Source organism: Variovorax sp. Soil_C_33 (assembly GCF_057656935.1).
In genome coordinates, this window is the sequence record NZ_JBDGJK010000008.1 from 74,873 (window position 1) to 91,617 (window position 16,745).

A 16,745-nucleotide genomic window follows, 5' to 3' on the forward strand; every position below is an offset into this window, starting at 1 on the left:
ATAAAGTGAATTCAAGAATTGCTTTCGCCGGCTACACGCACCGAAGAGTGCGGCGGTGAAAAGCTCAGGTGTTCATGGTGCTGGGGCTTGCTCCAACGCCATGAATCGCTTCACGCTACCAACATGCGTGGAGTGCTTCAAAAGGTTGATTTTTTCAACTTGATCAAGGAGAAAATAGAAATGGCAACTGCAAAGAAAGCGCCGGCCAAGAAAGCCGCTGCAAAGAAGGCTCCGGCTAAGAAGGTCGCCGCCAAGAAGGCACCGGCCAAGAAGGTCGTAGCGAAGAAGGCTCCTGCCAAGAAGGTAGCAGCCAAGAAGGCGCCGGCGAAGAAGGCCGCCGCCAAGAAGGCTCCTGCCAAGAAGGTAGCGGCCAAGAAGGCGCCGGCGAAGAAGGCCGCGGCCAAGAAGGCTCCTGCGAAGAAGGCAGCAGCCAAGAAGGCGCCGGCGAAGAAGGCCGCCGCGAAAAAGGCTCCTGCCAAGAAGGCGCCTGCGAAAAAGGCTGCAGCCAAGAAGCCTGCTGCCAAGAAAGCAGCGAAAAAGCCTGCTGCCAAGAAGGCCGCGAAAGCGCCCGCCAAGGCTGCCGTAGCGCCTGCTCCTGCAGCGCAAACGACGCTGAACCCGCAGGCAGCCTGGCCGTTTCCGACGGCCAGCAAGCCCTGAGTCCTTCAGCGGCCTTGAAGGCACAAAGCCCGGCGCCGAAAGGTGCTGGGCTTTTTTCTATTGTGGCCCGGCACCGAAAGGTGCTGGGCTTTTTTTTGTTGTGGCCCGGCACCGAGACAGGTGCTGGCTTTTCTTGTCTACAGCCCTAGCGCTTTCCGATCCACCCGGTAGTTCTGCGGCCCGCGCTGCGCGATCTTGAGCGCGCCGATGCGATTGCCCAACGCTGCGCAACGCGCGAGCGGCCAGCCCTGCTCCAACCCGAACAGCAGCGCGCCGCGCCACGCATCGCCGCAGCCGGTCGGCTCGACCACGGCCGTCGGCTTCACGCCCGGCACGTGCTCGCGCTCGCCCTCGGTCCACACTTCGCAGCCTTCGGCGGCCAGGGTCACCACCAGTCCGCGCACACGCCTCGAGATCTCGGCAAGGCTCCAGCCCGTGCGCTGCGAGAGCATCTTTCCTTCGTAGTCGTTGACCACCACCCAGCTGGACAGGTCGACGAAATGCGCGAGTTCCTTGCCGTCGAACATCGGCAGGCCCTGGCCGGGATCGAATACGAAAGGAATGTCCGCCGCCTTGAACTGTTCGGCATGCTGCAGCATCGCCTCGCGGCCGTCGGGCGCGATGATGCCGAGCCCGATGTCCTCGCGCGCCGCGATGCGCGTGATGTGCGCCTGCTGCATCGCGCCCGGATGGAAGGCCGTGATCTGGTTGTTGTCGCGGTCGTTCATGATCATGGCCTGCGCGGTGAAGCTGTCGTCCACCTGCCGCACGAACTCGGTGCTGATGCCCAGCGTTCGCAGCCGCTCCACGTAGCCGCTGCCGTCGCTGCCGACGGTCGCCATCGGCAGTGCGGTGCCGCCGAGCGCGTTGAGGCTGTAGGCGATGTTGCCCGCGCAACCGCCGAAGTCGCGCCGGAGGCCGGGCACGAGAAAGGACACGTTGAGGATGTGCAACTGGTCCGGAAGGATCTGATCGGCAAACCGCCCCTCGAAAGTCATGATGGTGTCGAACGCGAGGGAACCGCAAATCACTGCTGCCATGGATGAACCGTTGGTTGGTTGATTGAAAAAACAAAGAGCGCGCGGCTCAAGGATAGAAGGCCAGCACCCGGTAGCCCGCGATCGGCGGCAGTGCCGCGGCTTCGGGACCGGTCAGTGCCAGCGGCAACGACGCCCCGCGCTCGGCACGGGCCGGCAGGACGGTCGGCGCGCCGAACTCGGCCGGCATGAGCACGCGCCGGATCACGGCGCGCTCCTGCATGTCGAGCAATGACAGCTCGACAGCGGGCATCGCGAGGGGCACGGTGGCGGCATTGCGCAAGGTGAAGCTGAGGCGGTAGGCATCGCCGCTTTTCTCGCGCGCGAAAGAGGCGCCATCGATCGTGATGGCGCCGATCTGGCGCAGTGCCGAGACCTCGCAGCCCGTCAGGCTGCACAGTGCAACGAGCGCGGGACGCAGTGCAGGCTGGCGAGCGGCGATGAGGTCGCGCTCCTGATGCAGCACCTGCACGAGCAGAAGAAGCACAGCCAGCACGGCCGCGGCGATCAGCGAGCGCCGCACCGCCGGCCGCTGCCAGAATGCCGATCCCTCGGCGGCGCCGCCCGAAAACCGAGCGCTGCGCCGAGCGGGCTCGACAGCAGGCTCAGGCTCGCTGGCGGCCAGCACCACGGGCGCCGATTCGCGCGCCGCCCGCTCTTCTCCGCGTGCCTTCGCCCTGGCGATCTTGGCGGACTTCGCTCGGGCACGGCGCAGCGCCTTCTGCAGTTGCGCATTGCCGGTATCGTCTTCGGCCACCGGAGGAGGTGGGGACGGCGGCCGGGGCGGCGGCGGCTCGCGGCCGATGGGCGGGGCGGCCGGCAAGCTCAGGTCGATGTTCGGGAATGGCGGGAGCGACGGATATGGCGGAATCACTTGCGCTTCGGCCGCGCGCATCGGCTGCGAACGCTGAGGCCAGGGCTCATCGGCAACGACGCCGACGGCGAGCGACAGCGCATCGGACAATGCCGAGGATTTGGGCGCAGGCGGCGGCGGTGCAGCAACGGTCGGCTCGGCAAGCGGTGGTTCGGTCTCTTGTTCATCGTCGAGAAAGTCCGCTTCCTCGAGGTTCCGCACGGACTCCTCGTCTGCCGGCGGCTCCGCCGATTCGTCTGATTCGTCCGATTCGATTTCGGTCGGCGGATCGGCGGCGGGCCGCTCGATGGTGCCTTCACCAGTCGCCGACGTCGGTGCGACTGCCGCAGGTCCGGGCGCCGCATCGGGCGCTTCATGCAGATCGACGGTCGCGTCGAACACCTCGCTGCACCGGCCGCAGCGCACCCACCCGTCGGAGATGCGAAGCTGGTCCTTGACCACCTTGAAAGTGGTGGCGCAGGCGGGGCAGCGAGTGACCAGGCTCATGAGGCGCCGATTGTAGGGTCGACCTCCAGCGTCGAGGACGATCTAGAGGGCCGCGGTCATCAGAATCCAGCCGTCCTCGCTGTCGCTCACTTCCAGCGCCGCATAGGGCGCATATGCGAGCTTCAGCTCTTCGGCCTGGCGCTCGAGGATGCCGGCCAGCACCAGCGAACCGCCCTGTGCGACGTGCTCGCACAGCAAAGGTGCCAGCACCTTCAGCGGCGTGGCGAGGATGTTGGCGAGGACGATGTCGTAGCGGCCGGTCGCCAGGTCAGACAGCCCGGCCTTCAGCTGCACCTTGTTCGCCTCGGCGTTGAGCCGCGTCGAATCCACCGCGGCTTCGTCGATATCGACGGCGTCGATGTCCGTCGCGCCGAACTTGGCCGCGCCGATCGCCAGGATGCCGGAGCCGCAACCGTAGTCGAGCACGCGCTTCCCACCGAGCTCCCCGCGCGTTGCGATCCAGCGCAGGCACATGCGCGTGGTCGGGTGCGTGCCGGTGCCGAAGGCCAGCCCCGGATCGAGGCGGATCACCTGGCGCGCCTGCGCCGGCGGCTCGTGCCAGGTGGGCACGATCCAGAACTCTGGGGTGATTTCGACCGGCGCAAACTGGGACTGCGTCAGCCGCACCCAGTCCTGCTCGGGCACATCGGCCAGACCGAGCACCTGGCAATCCGCGAAGAAGTCCTGCGCAGCCAACACCGCCGCGGCTTCCCGTGCCTGCGCCTCGGTGACGAACAATGCAATCACGCGGGAGCGCTGCCAGCCTTCCTTGGGCGGCGGCATGCCCGGCTCGCCGAACAGGGCCTGCTCGGCGTCGGTCTGGGCATCCGCGTCCTCGACCGAAACGCTCAGCGCGTCGAGCGCCTCGAGCGCGTCGCTGACGGTTTCGACGCGATCTTCCGGCGCGAGCAGGCGGAGTTCGAACACGGCGCTGCGGTCCCGCTCAGCGCTTGTGGGCCGCGAGCCACTCTTCGAGGTAGTGGATGTTGGTGCCGCCGCTCATGAACTTGGCGTCGACCATCAACTCACGGTGCAACGGGATGTTGGTCTGGATACCCTCGATCACCGTTTCGCTCAACGCGGTGCGCATGCGCGCCAGGGCCTGGTCGCGGGTATCGCCGTGCACGATGATCTTGCCGACCATCGAGTCGTAGTTCGGCGGCACGAAGTAGTTGGTGTAGACGTGCGAATCCACGCGCACACCCGGCCCGCCCGGCGGATGCCACATCGTGATGCGGCCCGGCGAAGGCGTGAACTTGTAGGCGTCTTCGGCATTGATGCGGCACTCGATCGAGTGGCCGCGCATCTCGATCTGGCGCTGCGTGAACGGCAGCCTTTCGCCGGCGGCGACCATGATCTGCGTCTTCACGATGTCTATGCCGGTCGTGAATTCGGTGACCGGGTGCTCCACCTGCACGCGCGTGTTCATCTCGATGAAATAGAACTCGCCGTTTTCGTAGAGAAATTCGAAGGTTCCGGCGCCGCGGTAGCCGATCTTCTTGCAGGCGGCCGCGCAACGCTCTCCGATCTTCTCGATCAACTTGCGCGGGATGCCCGGCGCGGGCGATTCCTCGATCACCTTCTGGTGGCGCCGCTGCATCGAGCAGTCGCGCTCGCCCAGGTAGACCGCGTTCTTGTGCTTGTCGGCGAGGATCTGGATCTCGATGTGGCGCGGGTTCTGGAGAAATTTCTCCATGTAGACCGACGGATTGTTGAAGGCCGCGCCGGCTTCCGCTTTGGTCATCTGGATCGCATTGACCAGCGCCGCCTCCGTGTGCACCACGCGCATGCCGCGCCCGCCGCCGCCGCCTGCGGCCTTGATGATGACCGGATAGCCGATCGCCCGGGCGATGCGCTTGTTGGTGGCAGCGTCGTCCGACAGCTCGCCCTCCGACCCGGGCACGCAGGGGACGCCGGCCTTGATCATGGCCTGCTTGGCCGACACCTTGTCGCCCATGATGCGGATCGACTCGGGCGTGGGGCCGATGAACTGAAAACCGCTCTGCTCCACGCGCTCGGCGAAGTTGGCGTTTTCGCTCAGAAAGCCGTAGCCCGGATGGATCGCCTCGGAGTCCGTCACTTCGGCCGCCGAGATGATCGCCGGCATGTTCAGATAGCTTTGCGAGGAAGGGGCGGGGCCAATGCACACCGCTTCCTCGGCCAGCTTCACGTATTTGGCATCGCGATCGGCCTCGGAATAGACCATCACGGCCTTGATACCCAACTCGCTGCAGGCGCGCTGGATGCGCAGCGCGATTTCGCCGCGGTTGGCGACCAGGATCTTCTTGAACATGGTCACTCGATGATGAACAGCGGCTGGCCGTATTCGACCGCCTGACCGTTTTCGCCGAGGATCTGTGTGATGGTGCCGGCCTTGTCGGCCTCGATCTCGTTGAGAATCTTCATCGCCTCGATGATGCAGACCGTGTCGCCTTCCTTGACCTGGCTGCCAATCTCGACGAATGCCGGTGCGCCGGGGCTCGAGGAACGGTAGAAGGTGCCGACCATCGGCGACTTGATGGCATGGCCGACAGGTGCGGCTTCGAGGGCCGGCGCCGGGGCGGCGGACGCGGCGATCGCTCCCGCCGGTGCCGCTGCACCGACGGCTGGGGCGGCCGGCGCGGCGACGGTTTGCACGTATTGAACCGGCGCGGCGACGCCGCCCTTGACGATACGGACCTTGCCTTCGGTCTCGGTGATTTCCAATTCGGAAATATTCGATTCGGACACCAGATCGATCAGTGTCTTGAGCTTGCGCAGATCCATGGGACTCCAGCGCCGGCTTTGCCGGCTTATTTGGGATTTAACTCGCCTGAAGATCGGTGAAAATCGATGTACTTCGGCGTTCCGCCATCAACCTCCCGATTGAGGGAGCGCATTCTAGCCTTGAACTAGGCCCGTCGCCATGCCTGGAGATCACCCGTCTCGAGCTTGCCCATTTTACGCGCCGCGACCGCGCCACCGGCGTCGAGAACCAAGGTGAAAGGCAGTCCGCCCGCTGTATTGCCCAGATTCTTGACCAGTTCCGTGCCTTGCAAGCCGGCCAGGCCGATGGGATAACTGACGGGCGTCTTGGCCAGGAACTTGCGCACCGCGCTGGGCTGGTCGATCGCCAAACCGACAACTTGCCAGCCGTTGCCTCCGTTTTCACGAAAGAAGGCGTCGAGCATGGGCATTTCTTCGACGCAAGGCGGACACCAGGTGGCCCAGAAGTTGAGCAGCAGCGGCTTCCCGCGCAAGCTCTCGAACACCAATTCGCCGCCTTCCGGCCGATCGAAACGCTGCCCCCAGAATGCGGCATCCAGTTGCTCTCCGCCAGCCGCACCGCCCCGGCGATGCCAGAGCGCGCCGCCCAGGCCGGCAGCGGCCGCCACCGCGGCCACGCCGCCATAAAGCCAGGCCCGACGCGTGGGGCTCGAAGTCATCCGTTGTCCTTTTCTATCAGCCGCCTGAGCGCGGCCAGGTTGCCGCGCGGGACGCGGCCCTGCGCATCGGGTTTGAGCGCGCCGCGCAGATCGTCGAGGTCGTACACCAGCAGGTGCACGCCGATCTCTTCGCCCAACGCGCGGCTCGCCACGTGGACGCTGAGGGCTTCGACCTGCTCGCCATGGAAACCGGTGACCATGCGCGGCTCGTAGTCGACATGGTGGTCGATGAGCGCGATCTCGGCGGACTTCGGGTCGTCGCAGAAGAGCTGGATGTAGATGTCCGACAGGCGCGTCGCCGTGCCGTGCCACACGGCGCCGCCGATATGAGGCCGGAACTGCGCCATCCGCTCCATCCATTCGAGCGCCAGCAGGCGCAGCGCGTGCAGTTCCTTGGGCTGGGTATCCGCGCAATAGAGCTGGATGTAATCCCGCACCTCGGCCTCGATCTCGTCGTTGTTCGGCAGCGGGGTGCGCACAGGCAGACCCAGGTCGCGCAGCGCGCGGCGCTTGGCGGGGCCGTACTCCAGCCCTTCCTCGACGACGAGGCGGGCCGCAGCGGCGGCAATTTCCTGCTTGGACGTGTCCATCGGCCCATTTTGCCCGCAGTAAGGCACCGGCAGAAGACCGGCCGCGCTGCGTCCCTAGAATCGACCGATGCATATTCACATCCTCGGCATCTGCGGCACCTTCATGGGCGGTGTCGCCGCATTGGCGCGCGAAGCCGGCCACCGGGTGACCGGCTGCGATGCCGGCGTCTATCCGCCGATGAGCGACCAACTGCGTTCGCTCGGCATCGAACTGATCGAGGGCTACGGCGCCGACCAGATGGCGCTGCGGCCCGATGTCTTCGTCATCGGCAACGTGGTGTCCCGCGCCCGGCTCGCCGACGGCACGCCCAAGTTCCCGCTGATGGAAGCCATCCTCGACGCCGGCGCCAGCTACACCAGCGGCCCGCAATGGCTGGCAGAGCACGTGCTGCAGGGCCGCCACGTGATGGCCGTCGCCGGTACGCATGGCAAGACCACCACCACCTCGATGCTGGCCTGGATCCTCGAACGGGCCGGCCTGGTGCCGGGTTTCCTGGTCGGTGGCGTGCCGCTAGATTTCGGCGTCTCGGCTCGGCTGGGAGGCAGCATGGGGCGCCCGAGCGCAGCGCCGGGCCGCCCCAAGTACGCGAGCGCCCCCCCGGGGGGCAGCGCAGCACACGACGCGGCAGGCGTGGGGGCCACATTCGTGATTGAAGCCGACGAGTACGACACGGCTTTCTTCGACAAGCGCAGCAAGTTCGTCCACTACCGCCCGCGCACCGCGATCCTGAACAACCTGGAGTTCGACCACGCCGACATCTTCGATGACCTGGGGGCAATCGAACGGCAGTTCCACCACCTCGTGCGCACGGTGCCGGGGGCGGGCCGCGTGGTCGTCAACGCGACCGAAGAGAGCCTGCAGCGCGTGCTGGCCCAGGGCTGCTGGAGCGAGCTGGCCCGCTTCGGCGCCGGCGGCGAATGGCAGGCCCGCGGGTCGCACGATGCGTTCGACGTGCTGCGCAAGGGCGAGCAGGTCGGCCGCGTCGAATGGGCGCTGTCCGGCCTGCACAACCAGATGAATGCCCTCGCCGCGATTGCCGCTGCGGAGCATGTGGGCGTTGCGCCGGCCGAAGCGGCCGGGTATCTGGCGAGCTTCCGCAACGTGCGCCGCCGCATGGAGCTGCGCGGCACGGTCGCGCGCGAGGGCGCAGCGATCACGGTCTACGACGACTTCGCGCACCACCCGACAGCGATCCGCACCACGCTCGACGGCCTGCGAAAGAAGCTCGACGCCGACGGCCACCGGGGCGAACGCATCCTGGCCGCCTTCGAGCCGCGCAGCAACACCATGAAGCTGGGCACCATGGCGGCCCAGCTGCCCTGGAGCCTGGAAGCGGCCGACCTCGCCTTCTGCCACAGCGGCGGGCTGGAATGGGACGCCGCCGCCGCGCTCGCGCCGATGGGCGACCGGGCACAGGTGGCCGGCGCGATCGAGCCGCTGGTGGCGCAGATCGTCGCGGCAGCGCGGCCCGGCGATCACATCGTCTGCATGAGCAACGGCGGTTTCGGCGCCGTGCACGAGAAGCTTCTTGCCGCCTTGCGCGCGACGGGCGCGGCAGAATAGGCTCATGCGCGCACAAGAGCTCATCGACACCCTGAATCTGCAGCCTCATCCCGAGGGCGGCTGGTTCCGCGAGGTGTTCCGCTCGACCGCGCAGGTCATGCCCGCCGATGGGCGGCCCGCCCGCCAGGCGCTCACCACCATCTATTTCCTGCTCGAAGCCCACCAGCATTCGCGCTGGCACCGTGTGGCCTCCGACGAAGTCTGGATTCATCTCGAAGGGGCTCCGCTCGCGCTCTGGACCAGCGATGGGGCGCTGCGCACGCCGCCGGTCCACCTGCGGCTGGGCCCCGTCGACGTCCACGGCACACGACCGCAGCACACCGTCCCGGCCGGGCAGTGGCAAGCGGCCCGCCCCATCGTGTCGCAGGCTACCGACGACTACACGCTGGTCAGTTGCACCGTGGGACCCGGCTTCGACTTCAGCGATTTCTCGTTCATGCGCCCCGACGGCGACGAAGCTTCGCTGCTGCGCCACCACTGGCCGGAGCTGGCGAAGCTGATTTGAGCTTCAGCCTCGGCGGTGCTTGACGGCCCGCGACAGCAGCTCCAGCACCCGGGCCGAATCGTCCCAGCCCAAGCAGGCATCGGTGATGCTCTTGCCGTATTCCAGATCGGCCACGCGGTCCTTGCCGGCGCTGAACTTCTGGGCGCCCGCGCTCAGGTGGCTCTCGACCATGACGCCGAACACGCTCCTGCCGCCGCCCGCAATCTGCGCGGCGATGTCCATGGCCACGTCGATCTGCTTCTGGTGCTGCTTGCTGCTGTTGGCGTGGCTGCAGTCGATCATCAGTGTCGGCGGCAGCTTTGCGGCTTCGAGGTCCCTGCAGGCGGCGGCCACGCTCTCGGCGTCGTAGTTGGGCGCCTTGCCGCCGCGCAGGATCACGTGGCAGTCCTTGTTGCCGTTGGTCTGCACGATCGCCACCTGCCCGTTCTTGTGCACCGATAGGAAGTGATGGCCGCGCGCCGCCGCCTGGATGGCGTCGGTCGCAATGCGGATGTTGCCGTCGGTGCCGTTCTTGAAGCCGATCGGCGCCGACAGGCCCGAAGCCAGCTCGCGATGCACCTGGCTCTCGGTGGTGCGGGCGCCGATCGCGCCCCAGGAGATCAGGTCCCCGATGTACTGCGGCGAGATCACGTCGAGGAATTCGCTGCCCGCCGGCAAGCCCAGCCGGTTGATGTCGATGAGCAATTGGCGCGCGATGCGCAGGCCTTCGTCGATGCGGAAGCTCTCGTCGAGGTAGGGGTCGTTGATGAGCCCCTTCCAGCCGACCGTGGTGCGCGGCTTCTCGAAGTAGACCCGCATCACGATCTCCAGCGTGCCGGCGTATTTCTCGCGCTCGGCCTTCAGCCGCCGCGCATAGTCGAGCGCGGCGGCCGGGTCGTGGATCGAGCACGGCCCCATCACGACCAGCAGCCGGTCGTCCTTGCCGGCCATGATGTTGTGGATGGTGCGGCGGGTGCCGGTGATCAGCGATTCGACCGGCGTGCCGCGGATCGGGAAGAAGCGGATCAGATGTTCGGGTGGGGGCAGCACGGTGATGTCCTTGATGCGTTCGTCGTCGGTTCGGCTGGTTTTCTCGACGCTCGCATACCAGTTCTCGGTGGCCGGGGCAGTGCTCGTGCTCATCGCTTCTTCCTTCACTTTGAAAATCATCGGGGCATAAAAAAACCGCCGGGGCTCGAGGCGCCGGCGGTTCTGGGAGGGTGTGTCAGTGTGCTTTACGCGCTCGCCTCTCGTCCGCCGGAAACCGGGAACCAAAAGTACGAAAAGAAAAACGCGACGCGCGAAGACATAGGGGCCGAATGTAGCACAGGGTTCTGATCTCGGCTGTTGTTTGCGGGCCTCAGGCGGTGCCGCCGACGGTCAGGCCGTCGATGCGCAAGGTCGGCTGGCCGACGCCGACCGGCACGCTCTGGCCTTCCTTGCCGCAGGTGCCGACGCCCGAATCGAGCGCCATGTCGTTGCCGATCATCGTCACGCGCGTCAGCGCATCGGGACCGTTGCCGACCAGGGTCGCGCCCTTCACCGGGTACTGGATCTTGCCGTTCTCCACCCAGTAGGCCTCGCTGGCCGAGAAGACGAACTTGCCGCTCGTGATGTCGACCTGGCCGCCGCCGAAGTTGGTGGCATAGAGGCCTTTCTTGATGCTGGCGACGATTTCTTCCGGTACCCGGTCGCCGCCCAGCATGTAGGTATTGGTCATGCGCGGCATCGGCACGTGCGCGTAGCTCTCGCGGCGGCCGTTGCCGGTGGGCGGGACCTTCATCAGGCGCGCATTGAGCGAGTCCTGGATGTAGCCCTTGAGGATGCCGTCCTCGATCAGCACGTTGCGCTGCGTCGCGTTGCCTTCGTCGTCGACGTTGAGCGAGCCGCGGCGATCGGCGATGGTGCCGTCGTCCAGCACGGTCACGCCCTTGGCCGCCACGCGCTCGCCGATGCGGCCCGAGAAGGCGCTCGACCCCTTGCGGTTGAAGTCGCCTTCCAGTCCGTGGCCGATGGCCTCGTGCAGCAGGATGCCGGGCCAGCCCGGGCCGAGCACCACGGTCATCTCGCCCGCCGGCGCGGGACGCGATTCCAGGTTGGTGAGCGCCTGCTGGACGGCCTGGTCAACATACTCGGCGATGTGCGCCTCGTCGAAGTAGGCGAGTCCGAAGCGGCCGCCGCCGCCGCCCGAACCCATCTCGCGCCGGCCGTTCTGCTCGGCGATCACCGTGACCGACAGGCGCACCAGCGGCCGCACGTCGGCCGCCAGCGTGCCGTCGGCGCGCGCGACCAGCACCACGTCGTATTCGCTCGCGAGGCCGGCCATCACCTGCGCGACCCGCGGATCCCTGGAACGCGCGAGCTTCTCGACCTTGCCGAGCAATTCGACCTTGGCGGTGCTGTCGAGCGTCGAGATCGGGTCCACGCCGCCGTAGAGCGAACGGCTGGTCGCGACCTTGCGCACCGGGGCCTTCACCCGCCCGTTGCGCCCGGCGGCGGAAATGGTGCGCACGGTGCGCGCCGCATCGAGCAGCGAGGCTTCGGAGATGTCGTCCGAATAGGCGAAAGCCGTCTTCTCGCCGCTGACCGCGCGAACGCCCACGCCCTGGTCGATGCTGAAGCTGCCGGTCTTGACGATGCCCTCCTCCAGGCTCCAGCCCTCGCTGCGGGTGTACTGGAAGTAGAGATCGGCGTCGTCGACCTTGTGGGCGGTGATTTCGGCCAGGGCACGCGACAGGTGCGACTCGTCGAGGCCAAAGGGCGTGAGCAGGAGCTGCTGCGCCGTGGCGAGGCGCTCGATGGTGGGTTCGCGTGAAATCATCGGGGGATTCTAGGCTCGCCCCCCGAATGGCGCTCAGGACTGCATCAAGCGCTTGGCGCGCGAAATGGACATCAGGATGCCCAGCCCCAGGCCCAGCGTCACCATCGCGGTGCCACCGTAGCTGATGAAGGGCAAAGGCACGCCGACCACGGGGAGGATGCCGCTCACCATGCCCATGTTCACGAAGGCGTAGGTGAAGAAGATCATCGTCATCGCGCCGGCCAGCAGGCGCGAGAAGAGCGTCGGCGCGTCCAGCGCGATCGCCAGGCCGCGAAAGATCAGGAAGATGAAGGCCGCGATCAGCGCCAGGTTGCCGATGAGACCGAATTCCTCTGAGTAGGCCGCGAAGATGAAGTCGGTGGTGCGCTCGGGAATGAACTCCAGGTGCGTCTGCGTGCCCTGCATGAAGCCTTTGCCGCCGACGCCGCCGGAGCCGATCGCGATCATGCCCTGGATGATGTGGAAGCCCTTGCCCAGCGGGTCCTTGGTCGGGTCGAGCAGCGTGCAGATGCGCTGCTTCTGGTAGTCGTGCAGCACGCGCCAATCGACGCCGTCGGCGCACAGCTGCGACTCGAAGCCGACGATCAGCGCCACCGCGACCAGCCCGATCACCACCGGCGGCACGATCAGCTTCCACGAGAGCCCGGCGAAGAAGATCACCGACAGGCCGGCCGCCAGCACCAGCAGCGAGGTGCCCAGGTCGGGCTGCTTCATGATCAGGCCCACCGGCACCGCCAGGAGCACGGTGGCAACCACGAAGTCGAGCGTGCGCAGTTGGCCCTCGCGGCGCTGGAACCACCAGGCCAGCATCAGCGGCGTCGCGATCTTCAGGATTTCGCTCGGCTGGATCACCATGCCGACGTTGATCCAGCGCGTGGCGCCCTTCTTGGTGATGCCGAACAGCGCCACCGCGATCAACAGCCCCACGCCCAGCGCGTAGAGCGGCACGGCAAAGAACATCAGGCGCTGCGGCGGCACCTGCGCCACCACGAACATGATGAAGCCGGCCAGGAGCATGTTGCGGCCGTGGTCCGCGAAACGCGAGCCGTGGTCGAAGCCCGACGAATACATGGTCAGCATGCCGGCAAAGGCCAGCAGCAGCACGGCGAAAGCGAGAAAGCCGTCGAAGCCCTGGAACACGGGGGCGATGCGTCGCGCGAGCGACGGCTGGTGAAACACGGCGGACATGGGCGCGGATTATCCGCGTTCCGGCGCGCTTCCGTAACAATCCGAACGCATGAACCCGTTGCCCACCACCCATTTGTTGTATCTCCATGGCTTTCGCTCCTCGCCGCTGTCGACCAAGGCGCGGCAGATGGCGCAGCGCGTGGCCGAACAGCACCCGCAACTGCAGTGGTGGTGCCCGCAACTCCCGCCCTCCCCCCGAGCGGCCATCGATCTCGTGCTGAACGGCATCGCGCAATGGCCGCGCAGTTCGATGGCGGTGGTGGGTTCTTCGCTGGGCGGCTTCTACGCCACCCATGTGACCGGCATGACGGGCTGCCGCGCCGTGCTGCTGAACCCCGCGGTCCATCCGGCACGCGACCTTTCGAACTACATCGGCGAGCAGACTGCCTGGCACGACCCGGCCGAGCACTTCTATTTCCGGCCCGAGTACATCGACGAGCTGCGCGCGCTCGAACTCGGGCCGCTGGCGCAGCCCGAGCAGGTTTTCGCCGTCATCGCCAAGGGCGACGAGCTGCTGGACTGGCGCGAGATGACGGCCCGCTATCCCGGCAGCCGCATCAAGCTGATCGAGGGTGGCGACCATGCGCTGTCCGATTTCGAGCGCCATCACCTGGACGAGGTGATGGCCTTCATCGACCCGGCCTGAACGCCGTCCGCGGCCGGCGTCCATCGCCGCGCATGGGACAATCCGCGCCATGTTTGTTTTGTTCGAAGAAGCCGGCAAGTACCTCGGCGGCCGCGTGTTGTCGGAGGCCGAGGCCTCGGCGCAGGTCGAGCTCGAGTCCGGCAAGCGCGTCAAGGTCAAGGGCGCCAACATCGTGCTGCGCTTCGAGAAGCCGGCCCCGGCCGAATTGCTGGCCGAAGCGCGCACCCTGGCCGCCGGCATGGACCTCGACCTGGCCTGGGAATTCGCGCCCGAGGGCGAGTTCGCCTTTGCCGAGCTCGCCGTCGACTACTTCCAGGCGCATCCGACGTTGGCGCAGCAGGCTGCCGCGTTGCTGGCGCTGTTCGAGGCGCCGCACTATTTCCGCCGCGCGGGCAAGGGCCGCTTCAAGAAGGCGCCGGCCGAGATCGTGCAGCAGGCGCTGGCCGCGATCGAGAAAAAGAAGGCTGTGCAGGCGCAGATCGCCGAATGGTCCGCGCAGTTGGCCGAAGGCGTTTGCCCGGCGCCGGTGCGCGAGCAGCTCTTCAAGATCCTCTTCAGGCCCGACAAGAACGCCCCCGAGTACAAGGCCGTGGTCGAAGCCGCGCGCGCGACGCAACGACCGCCGCTCGAGCTGCTCAAGCAGGCCGGCGCGATCGATTCGCCCTACCAGTTCCACTGGCGCCGCTTCCTGTTCGAAAACTTTCCCAAGGGCACCGGCTTCCCGGCGCTGCAAGCGCCCGCCATCACCGACGAACTGCCGCTCGCGGACGTGCAGGCTTTCTCGATCGACGATTCGCAGACCACCGAGATCGACGATGCGCTCTCGGTCGCGGGCCTCGGCAGCGGCACGGTGCAGGTGGGCATCCACATCGCGGCGCCCGGCCTGGCGCTGGCGCCCGGCAGCCCGATCGACCAGGTGGCGCGCGCCCGCATGTCGACGGTCTACATGCCGGGCCACAAGATCACCATGCTGCCCGACGAGGTGGTGGAAACCTACACCCTGCAGGAAGGACGCGACTGCCCGGCCGTCTCTCTCTACGCCAGCTTCGACGAAGCGACGCTGGAACTGAAAAGCACCGAGACCAAGCTCGAGCGCGTGCCGATCGTGGCCAACCTGCGCCATGACCAGCTCGACGGCGTCGTCACGCAGGCCTGGCTCGAAGATGCCTCGGTGGACGGCGAGAACACGCCCGAGGTCGCGAAACGCGCACGCGCGCCGCTGTCTTTCCTGTTCCGCCTCGCGAAGCAGTTGAAGGCGCAGCGCGAGGTGGTGCGCGGCAAGCCCGAGAGCTTCAACCGGCCCGATTACAACTTCCGGCTGATCGGCAACGACGGCGAACCCACCGGCAATGAGCAGGTGCAGATCAGCACCCGCCAGCGCGGCGCGCCGCTGGACCTGATCGTCTCCGAGGCCATGATCCTGGCCAACAGCAGCTGGGGCGGCTGGCTCGGCGAGCTCGGCGTGCCGGGCCTCTACCGCAGCCAGGCCAGCCTGGCGCCCGGCATCAAGGTGCGCATGGGCACGCGGGCCCTGCCGCATGCCGGCCTGGGCGTGAAAAGCTATGCCTGGAGCACCTCGCCGCTGCGCCGCTACACCGACCTCGTGAACCAGTGGCAGATCATCGCGGCCGCGCGTCACGGCAAGACCGCGGCGTTGGCTGCGCCCTTCAAGCCCAAGGACGCCGACCTGTTCTCGATCCTCTCGGGTTTCGACGCGGCCTACGCCGCCTACAACGCCCACCAGGGCGGCATGGAGCGCTTCTGGACGCTCAAGCACCTCCAGCAGCAGGGTATCGCCGAGCTCGACGCGACCCTGATCAAGGACGTGGGCAACGGCGCCCTGGTGCGCGCCGACACGCTGCCGCTGGTGCTCCAGGTCACCGGCACGCAAGGCTTGACGCGCGGTGCGCGCGTGCGCGTCAGGCTCGGCGAGATCGACGAGATCGCGCTCGACGTGCACGGCACCGTCATCGAGCGCCTCGATGCCGCGCCGGCCGAAGCCGCCGCGCAAGAGGAGAGCGACGAGGACGAGGAAGAAGTGGCCGGGCCGATCGCCATCGCTGTCGACCTCGCCGACAGCGAAGCCGCGCCGGAGAACGTGCCCGTATGAACCTGCGCGACCTGAGCAGCCTGCAGATCGCGCTCGGCCTGTCGGTCGCGGCGCACGCGCTGTTGCTCGGGCTGCGCTTTGCCGACCCCGAGACTTTCAACCGCGTGTTCACCGAAACGCCGCTCGAAGTCATCCTGGTCAACGCCAAGACCAACGAGCGCCCCGACAAGGCCCGAGCCATCGCCCAGACCTCGCTGGCCGGCGGCGGCGATCTCGAACGCGGCCGCGCCACCAGCCCGCTGCCGCCCTCCACCTTCACCGCCGTCGGCGACTCGATGGAAGACGCGCAGCGCCAGGTGGAGGCGATGCAGGCGCAGCAGATGCTGCTCCTGGCGCAGATCAAGCAGCAGCTCGCCGCCATGCCGATGCCCGATCCGCGCAACCAGGGCAGCCCGAGCGAGAACGCGGCGCGCGAGGAAAAGCGCCGCCAGCTGATCAAGATGCTGGCCGAGATCGAACGCCGCGTGAACGAAGAGAATGCACGGCCCAAGAAGCGCTATCTGAGCCCGGCGACCCGCGAGGCCACCTATGCCGTCTACGTCGACGCGCTGCGCCGGCGCATCGAGCAGCGCGGCACCGAGAACTTCCCCGAGCTCGCCGGCAAGAAGCTGTACGGCGAGCTCACGATGATGGTGACCGTCAACTTCGACGGCTCGATCCTCGGCACCGAGATCGTCGAAGGTTCGGGCAACCAGTCCCTGGACCGGCGCGCGCAGGCGATCGTGCGCAGCATCGGCAACTTCGGCAAGTTCACCGATGCGATGCGCCGGCAGACCGACCAGATCGTGCTGCCCTCGCGCTTCAAGTTCACCCGCGACGAGACGCTCGAAACTCAGGTGTCTTCCTCATCGAGGCAATGA

Annotated in this window: 16 protein-coding genes; 6 read left to right on the forward strand and 10 right to left on the reverse strand. The window is 67.0% G+C overall.

From position 1 onward, the window contains the following. The first annotated feature begins 180 nt into the window (after positions 1 to 180). A complete protein-coding gene (locus AC3A6B_RS14170) occupies positions 181 to 660 on the forward strand; it encodes a histone H1-like DNA-binding protein (protein WP_093104058.1) in 480 nt (159 codons plus the stop codon). 137 nt (positions 661 to 797) lie between these two features. Here the strand turns inward: AC3A6B_RS14170 and AC3A6B_RS14175 are convergent, their stop codons facing one another. From AC3A6B_RS14175 to AC3A6B_RS14205, 7 genes are all read right to left on the reverse strand, one after another. Continuing rightward, complete coding sequence (locus tag AC3A6B_RS14175; RefSeq protein ID WP_487837328.1) at positions 798 to 1,700, reverse strand: carbohydrate kinase family protein; 903 nt, start codon at positions 1,698 to 1,700, stop codon at positions 798 to 800. A 46-nt stretch (positions 1,701 to 1,746) separates the two neighbouring features. Next, positions 1,747 to 3,057: a zinc-ribbon and DUF3426 domain-containing protein gene (locus AC3A6B_RS14180; protein ID WP_487837329.1), complete on the reverse strand. Its 1,311-nt coding sequence runs from the start codon at positions 3,055 to 3,057 to the stop codon at positions 1,747 to 1,749. Between the two features lie 42 nt (positions 3,058 to 3,099). Then, the gene (gene prmA / locus AC3A6B_RS14185; protein ID WP_487837330.1) at positions 3,100 to 3,984 is read right to left on the reverse strand and encodes a 50S ribosomal protein L11 methyltransferase; all 885 of its coding nucleotides are present in this window, start codon (positions 3,982 to 3,984) and stop codon (positions 3,100 to 3,102) included. Between the two features lie 16 nt (positions 3,985 to 4,000). Further along, positions 4,001 to 5,350 (reverse strand): acetyl-CoA carboxylase biotin carboxylase subunit, encoded by a 1,350-nt coding sequence (accC, locus tag AC3A6B_RS14190; RefSeq protein WP_487837331.1) that lies wholly within the window; start codon positions 5,348 to 5,350, stop codon positions 4,001 to 4,003. 2 nt (positions 5,351 to 5,352) lie between these two features. Further along, entirely contained in the window at positions 5,353 to 5,823 is a 471-nt protein-coding gene (gene accB, locus AC3A6B_RS14195) for an acetyl-CoA carboxylase biotin carboxyl carrier protein (protein WP_487837332.1), read from the reverse strand. Positions 5,824 to 5,948: 125 nt separating this feature from the next. Then, positions 5,949 to 6,482 carry a TlpA family protein disulfide reductase gene (locus tag AC3A6B_RS14200; RefSeq protein WP_487837333.1) on the reverse strand — a complete coding sequence of 178 codons (534 nt, stop codon included), beginning with the start codon at positions 6,480 to 6,482 and terminating at the stop codon, positions 5,949 to 5,951. Continuing rightward, positions 6,479 to 7,072: a hypothetical protein gene (locus tag AC3A6B_RS14205; protein WP_487837334.1), complete on the reverse strand. Its 594-nt coding sequence runs from the start codon at positions 7,070 to 7,072 to the stop codon at positions 6,479 to 6,481. Before AC3A6B_RS14205 ends, AC3A6B_RS14200 begins: the two co-directional genes overlap by 4 nt. A gap of 67 nt (positions 7,073 to 7,139) precedes the next feature. Between AC3A6B_RS14205 and mpl the strand changes: the two genes are divergently transcribed. Beyond that, a complete protein-coding gene (mpl, locus tag AC3A6B_RS14210) occupies positions 7,140 to 8,636 on the forward strand; it encodes a UDP-N-acetylmuramate:L-alanyl-gamma-D-glutamyl-meso-diaminopimelate ligase (RefSeq protein WP_487837335.1) in 1,497 nt (498 codons plus the stop codon). Between the two features lie 4 nt (positions 8,637 to 8,640). Beyond that, positions 8,641 to 9,141: a cupin domain-containing protein gene (locus tag AC3A6B_RS14215; protein ID WP_487837336.1), complete on the forward strand. Its 501-nt coding sequence runs from the start codon at positions 8,641 to 8,643 to the stop codon at positions 9,139 to 9,141. 3 nt (positions 9,142 to 9,144) lie between these two features. On the opposite strand, the gene AC3A6B_RS14220 is transcribed toward AC3A6B_RS14215, so the two are convergent. From AC3A6B_RS14220 to rodA, 3 genes are all read right to left on the reverse strand, one after another. Then, a complete protein-coding gene (locus AC3A6B_RS14220; protein ID WP_487837337.1) occupies positions 9,145 to 10,263 on the reverse strand; it encodes a 3-deoxy-7-phosphoheptulonate synthase in 1,119 nt (372 codons plus the stop codon). Between the two features lie 217 nt (positions 10,264 to 10,480). Next, positions 10,481 to 11,941 (reverse strand): metalloprotease TldD, encoded by a 1,461-nt coding sequence (gene tldD, locus AC3A6B_RS14225; protein WP_487837338.1) that lies wholly within the window; start codon positions 11,939 to 11,941, stop codon positions 10,481 to 10,483. 33 nt (positions 11,942 to 11,974) lie between these two features. Beyond that, the gene (gene rodA, locus AC3A6B_RS14230; protein WP_487837339.1) at positions 11,975 to 13,129 is read right to left on the reverse strand and encodes a rod shape-determining protein RodA; all 1,155 of its coding nucleotides are present in this window, start codon (positions 13,127 to 13,129) and stop codon (positions 11,975 to 11,977) included. Positions 13,130 to 13,178: 49 nt separating this feature from the next. Here rodA and AC3A6B_RS14235 point away from each other — a divergent pair, with 49 nt between their 5' ends. Genes AC3A6B_RS14235 through AC3A6B_RS14245 form a run of 3 tightly spaced genes read left to right on the forward strand, consistent with a single transcriptional unit; the run spans position 13,179 to position 16,745 of the window. Then, on the forward strand, positions 13,179 to 13,775 hold the full coding sequence (locus AC3A6B_RS14235) for a YqiA/YcfP family alpha/beta fold hydrolase (RefSeq protein WP_487837340.1): 597 nt from the start codon (positions 13,179 to 13,181) through the stop codon (positions 13,773 to 13,775). A 49-nt stretch (positions 13,776 to 13,824) separates the two neighbouring features. Beyond that, positions 13,825 to 15,885 carry an RNB domain-containing ribonuclease gene (locus AC3A6B_RS14240; RefSeq protein WP_487837341.1) on the forward strand — a complete coding sequence of 687 codons (2,061 nt, stop codon included), beginning with the start codon at positions 13,825 to 13,827 and terminating at the stop codon, positions 15,883 to 15,885. Beyond that, the gene (locus AC3A6B_RS14245) at positions 15,882 to 16,745 is read left to right on the forward strand and encodes an energy transducer TonB (RefSeq protein ID WP_487837342.1); all 864 of its coding nucleotides are present in this window, start codon (positions 15,882 to 15,884) and stop codon (positions 16,743 to 16,745) included. Before AC3A6B_RS14240 ends, AC3A6B_RS14245 begins: the two co-directional genes overlap by 4 nt.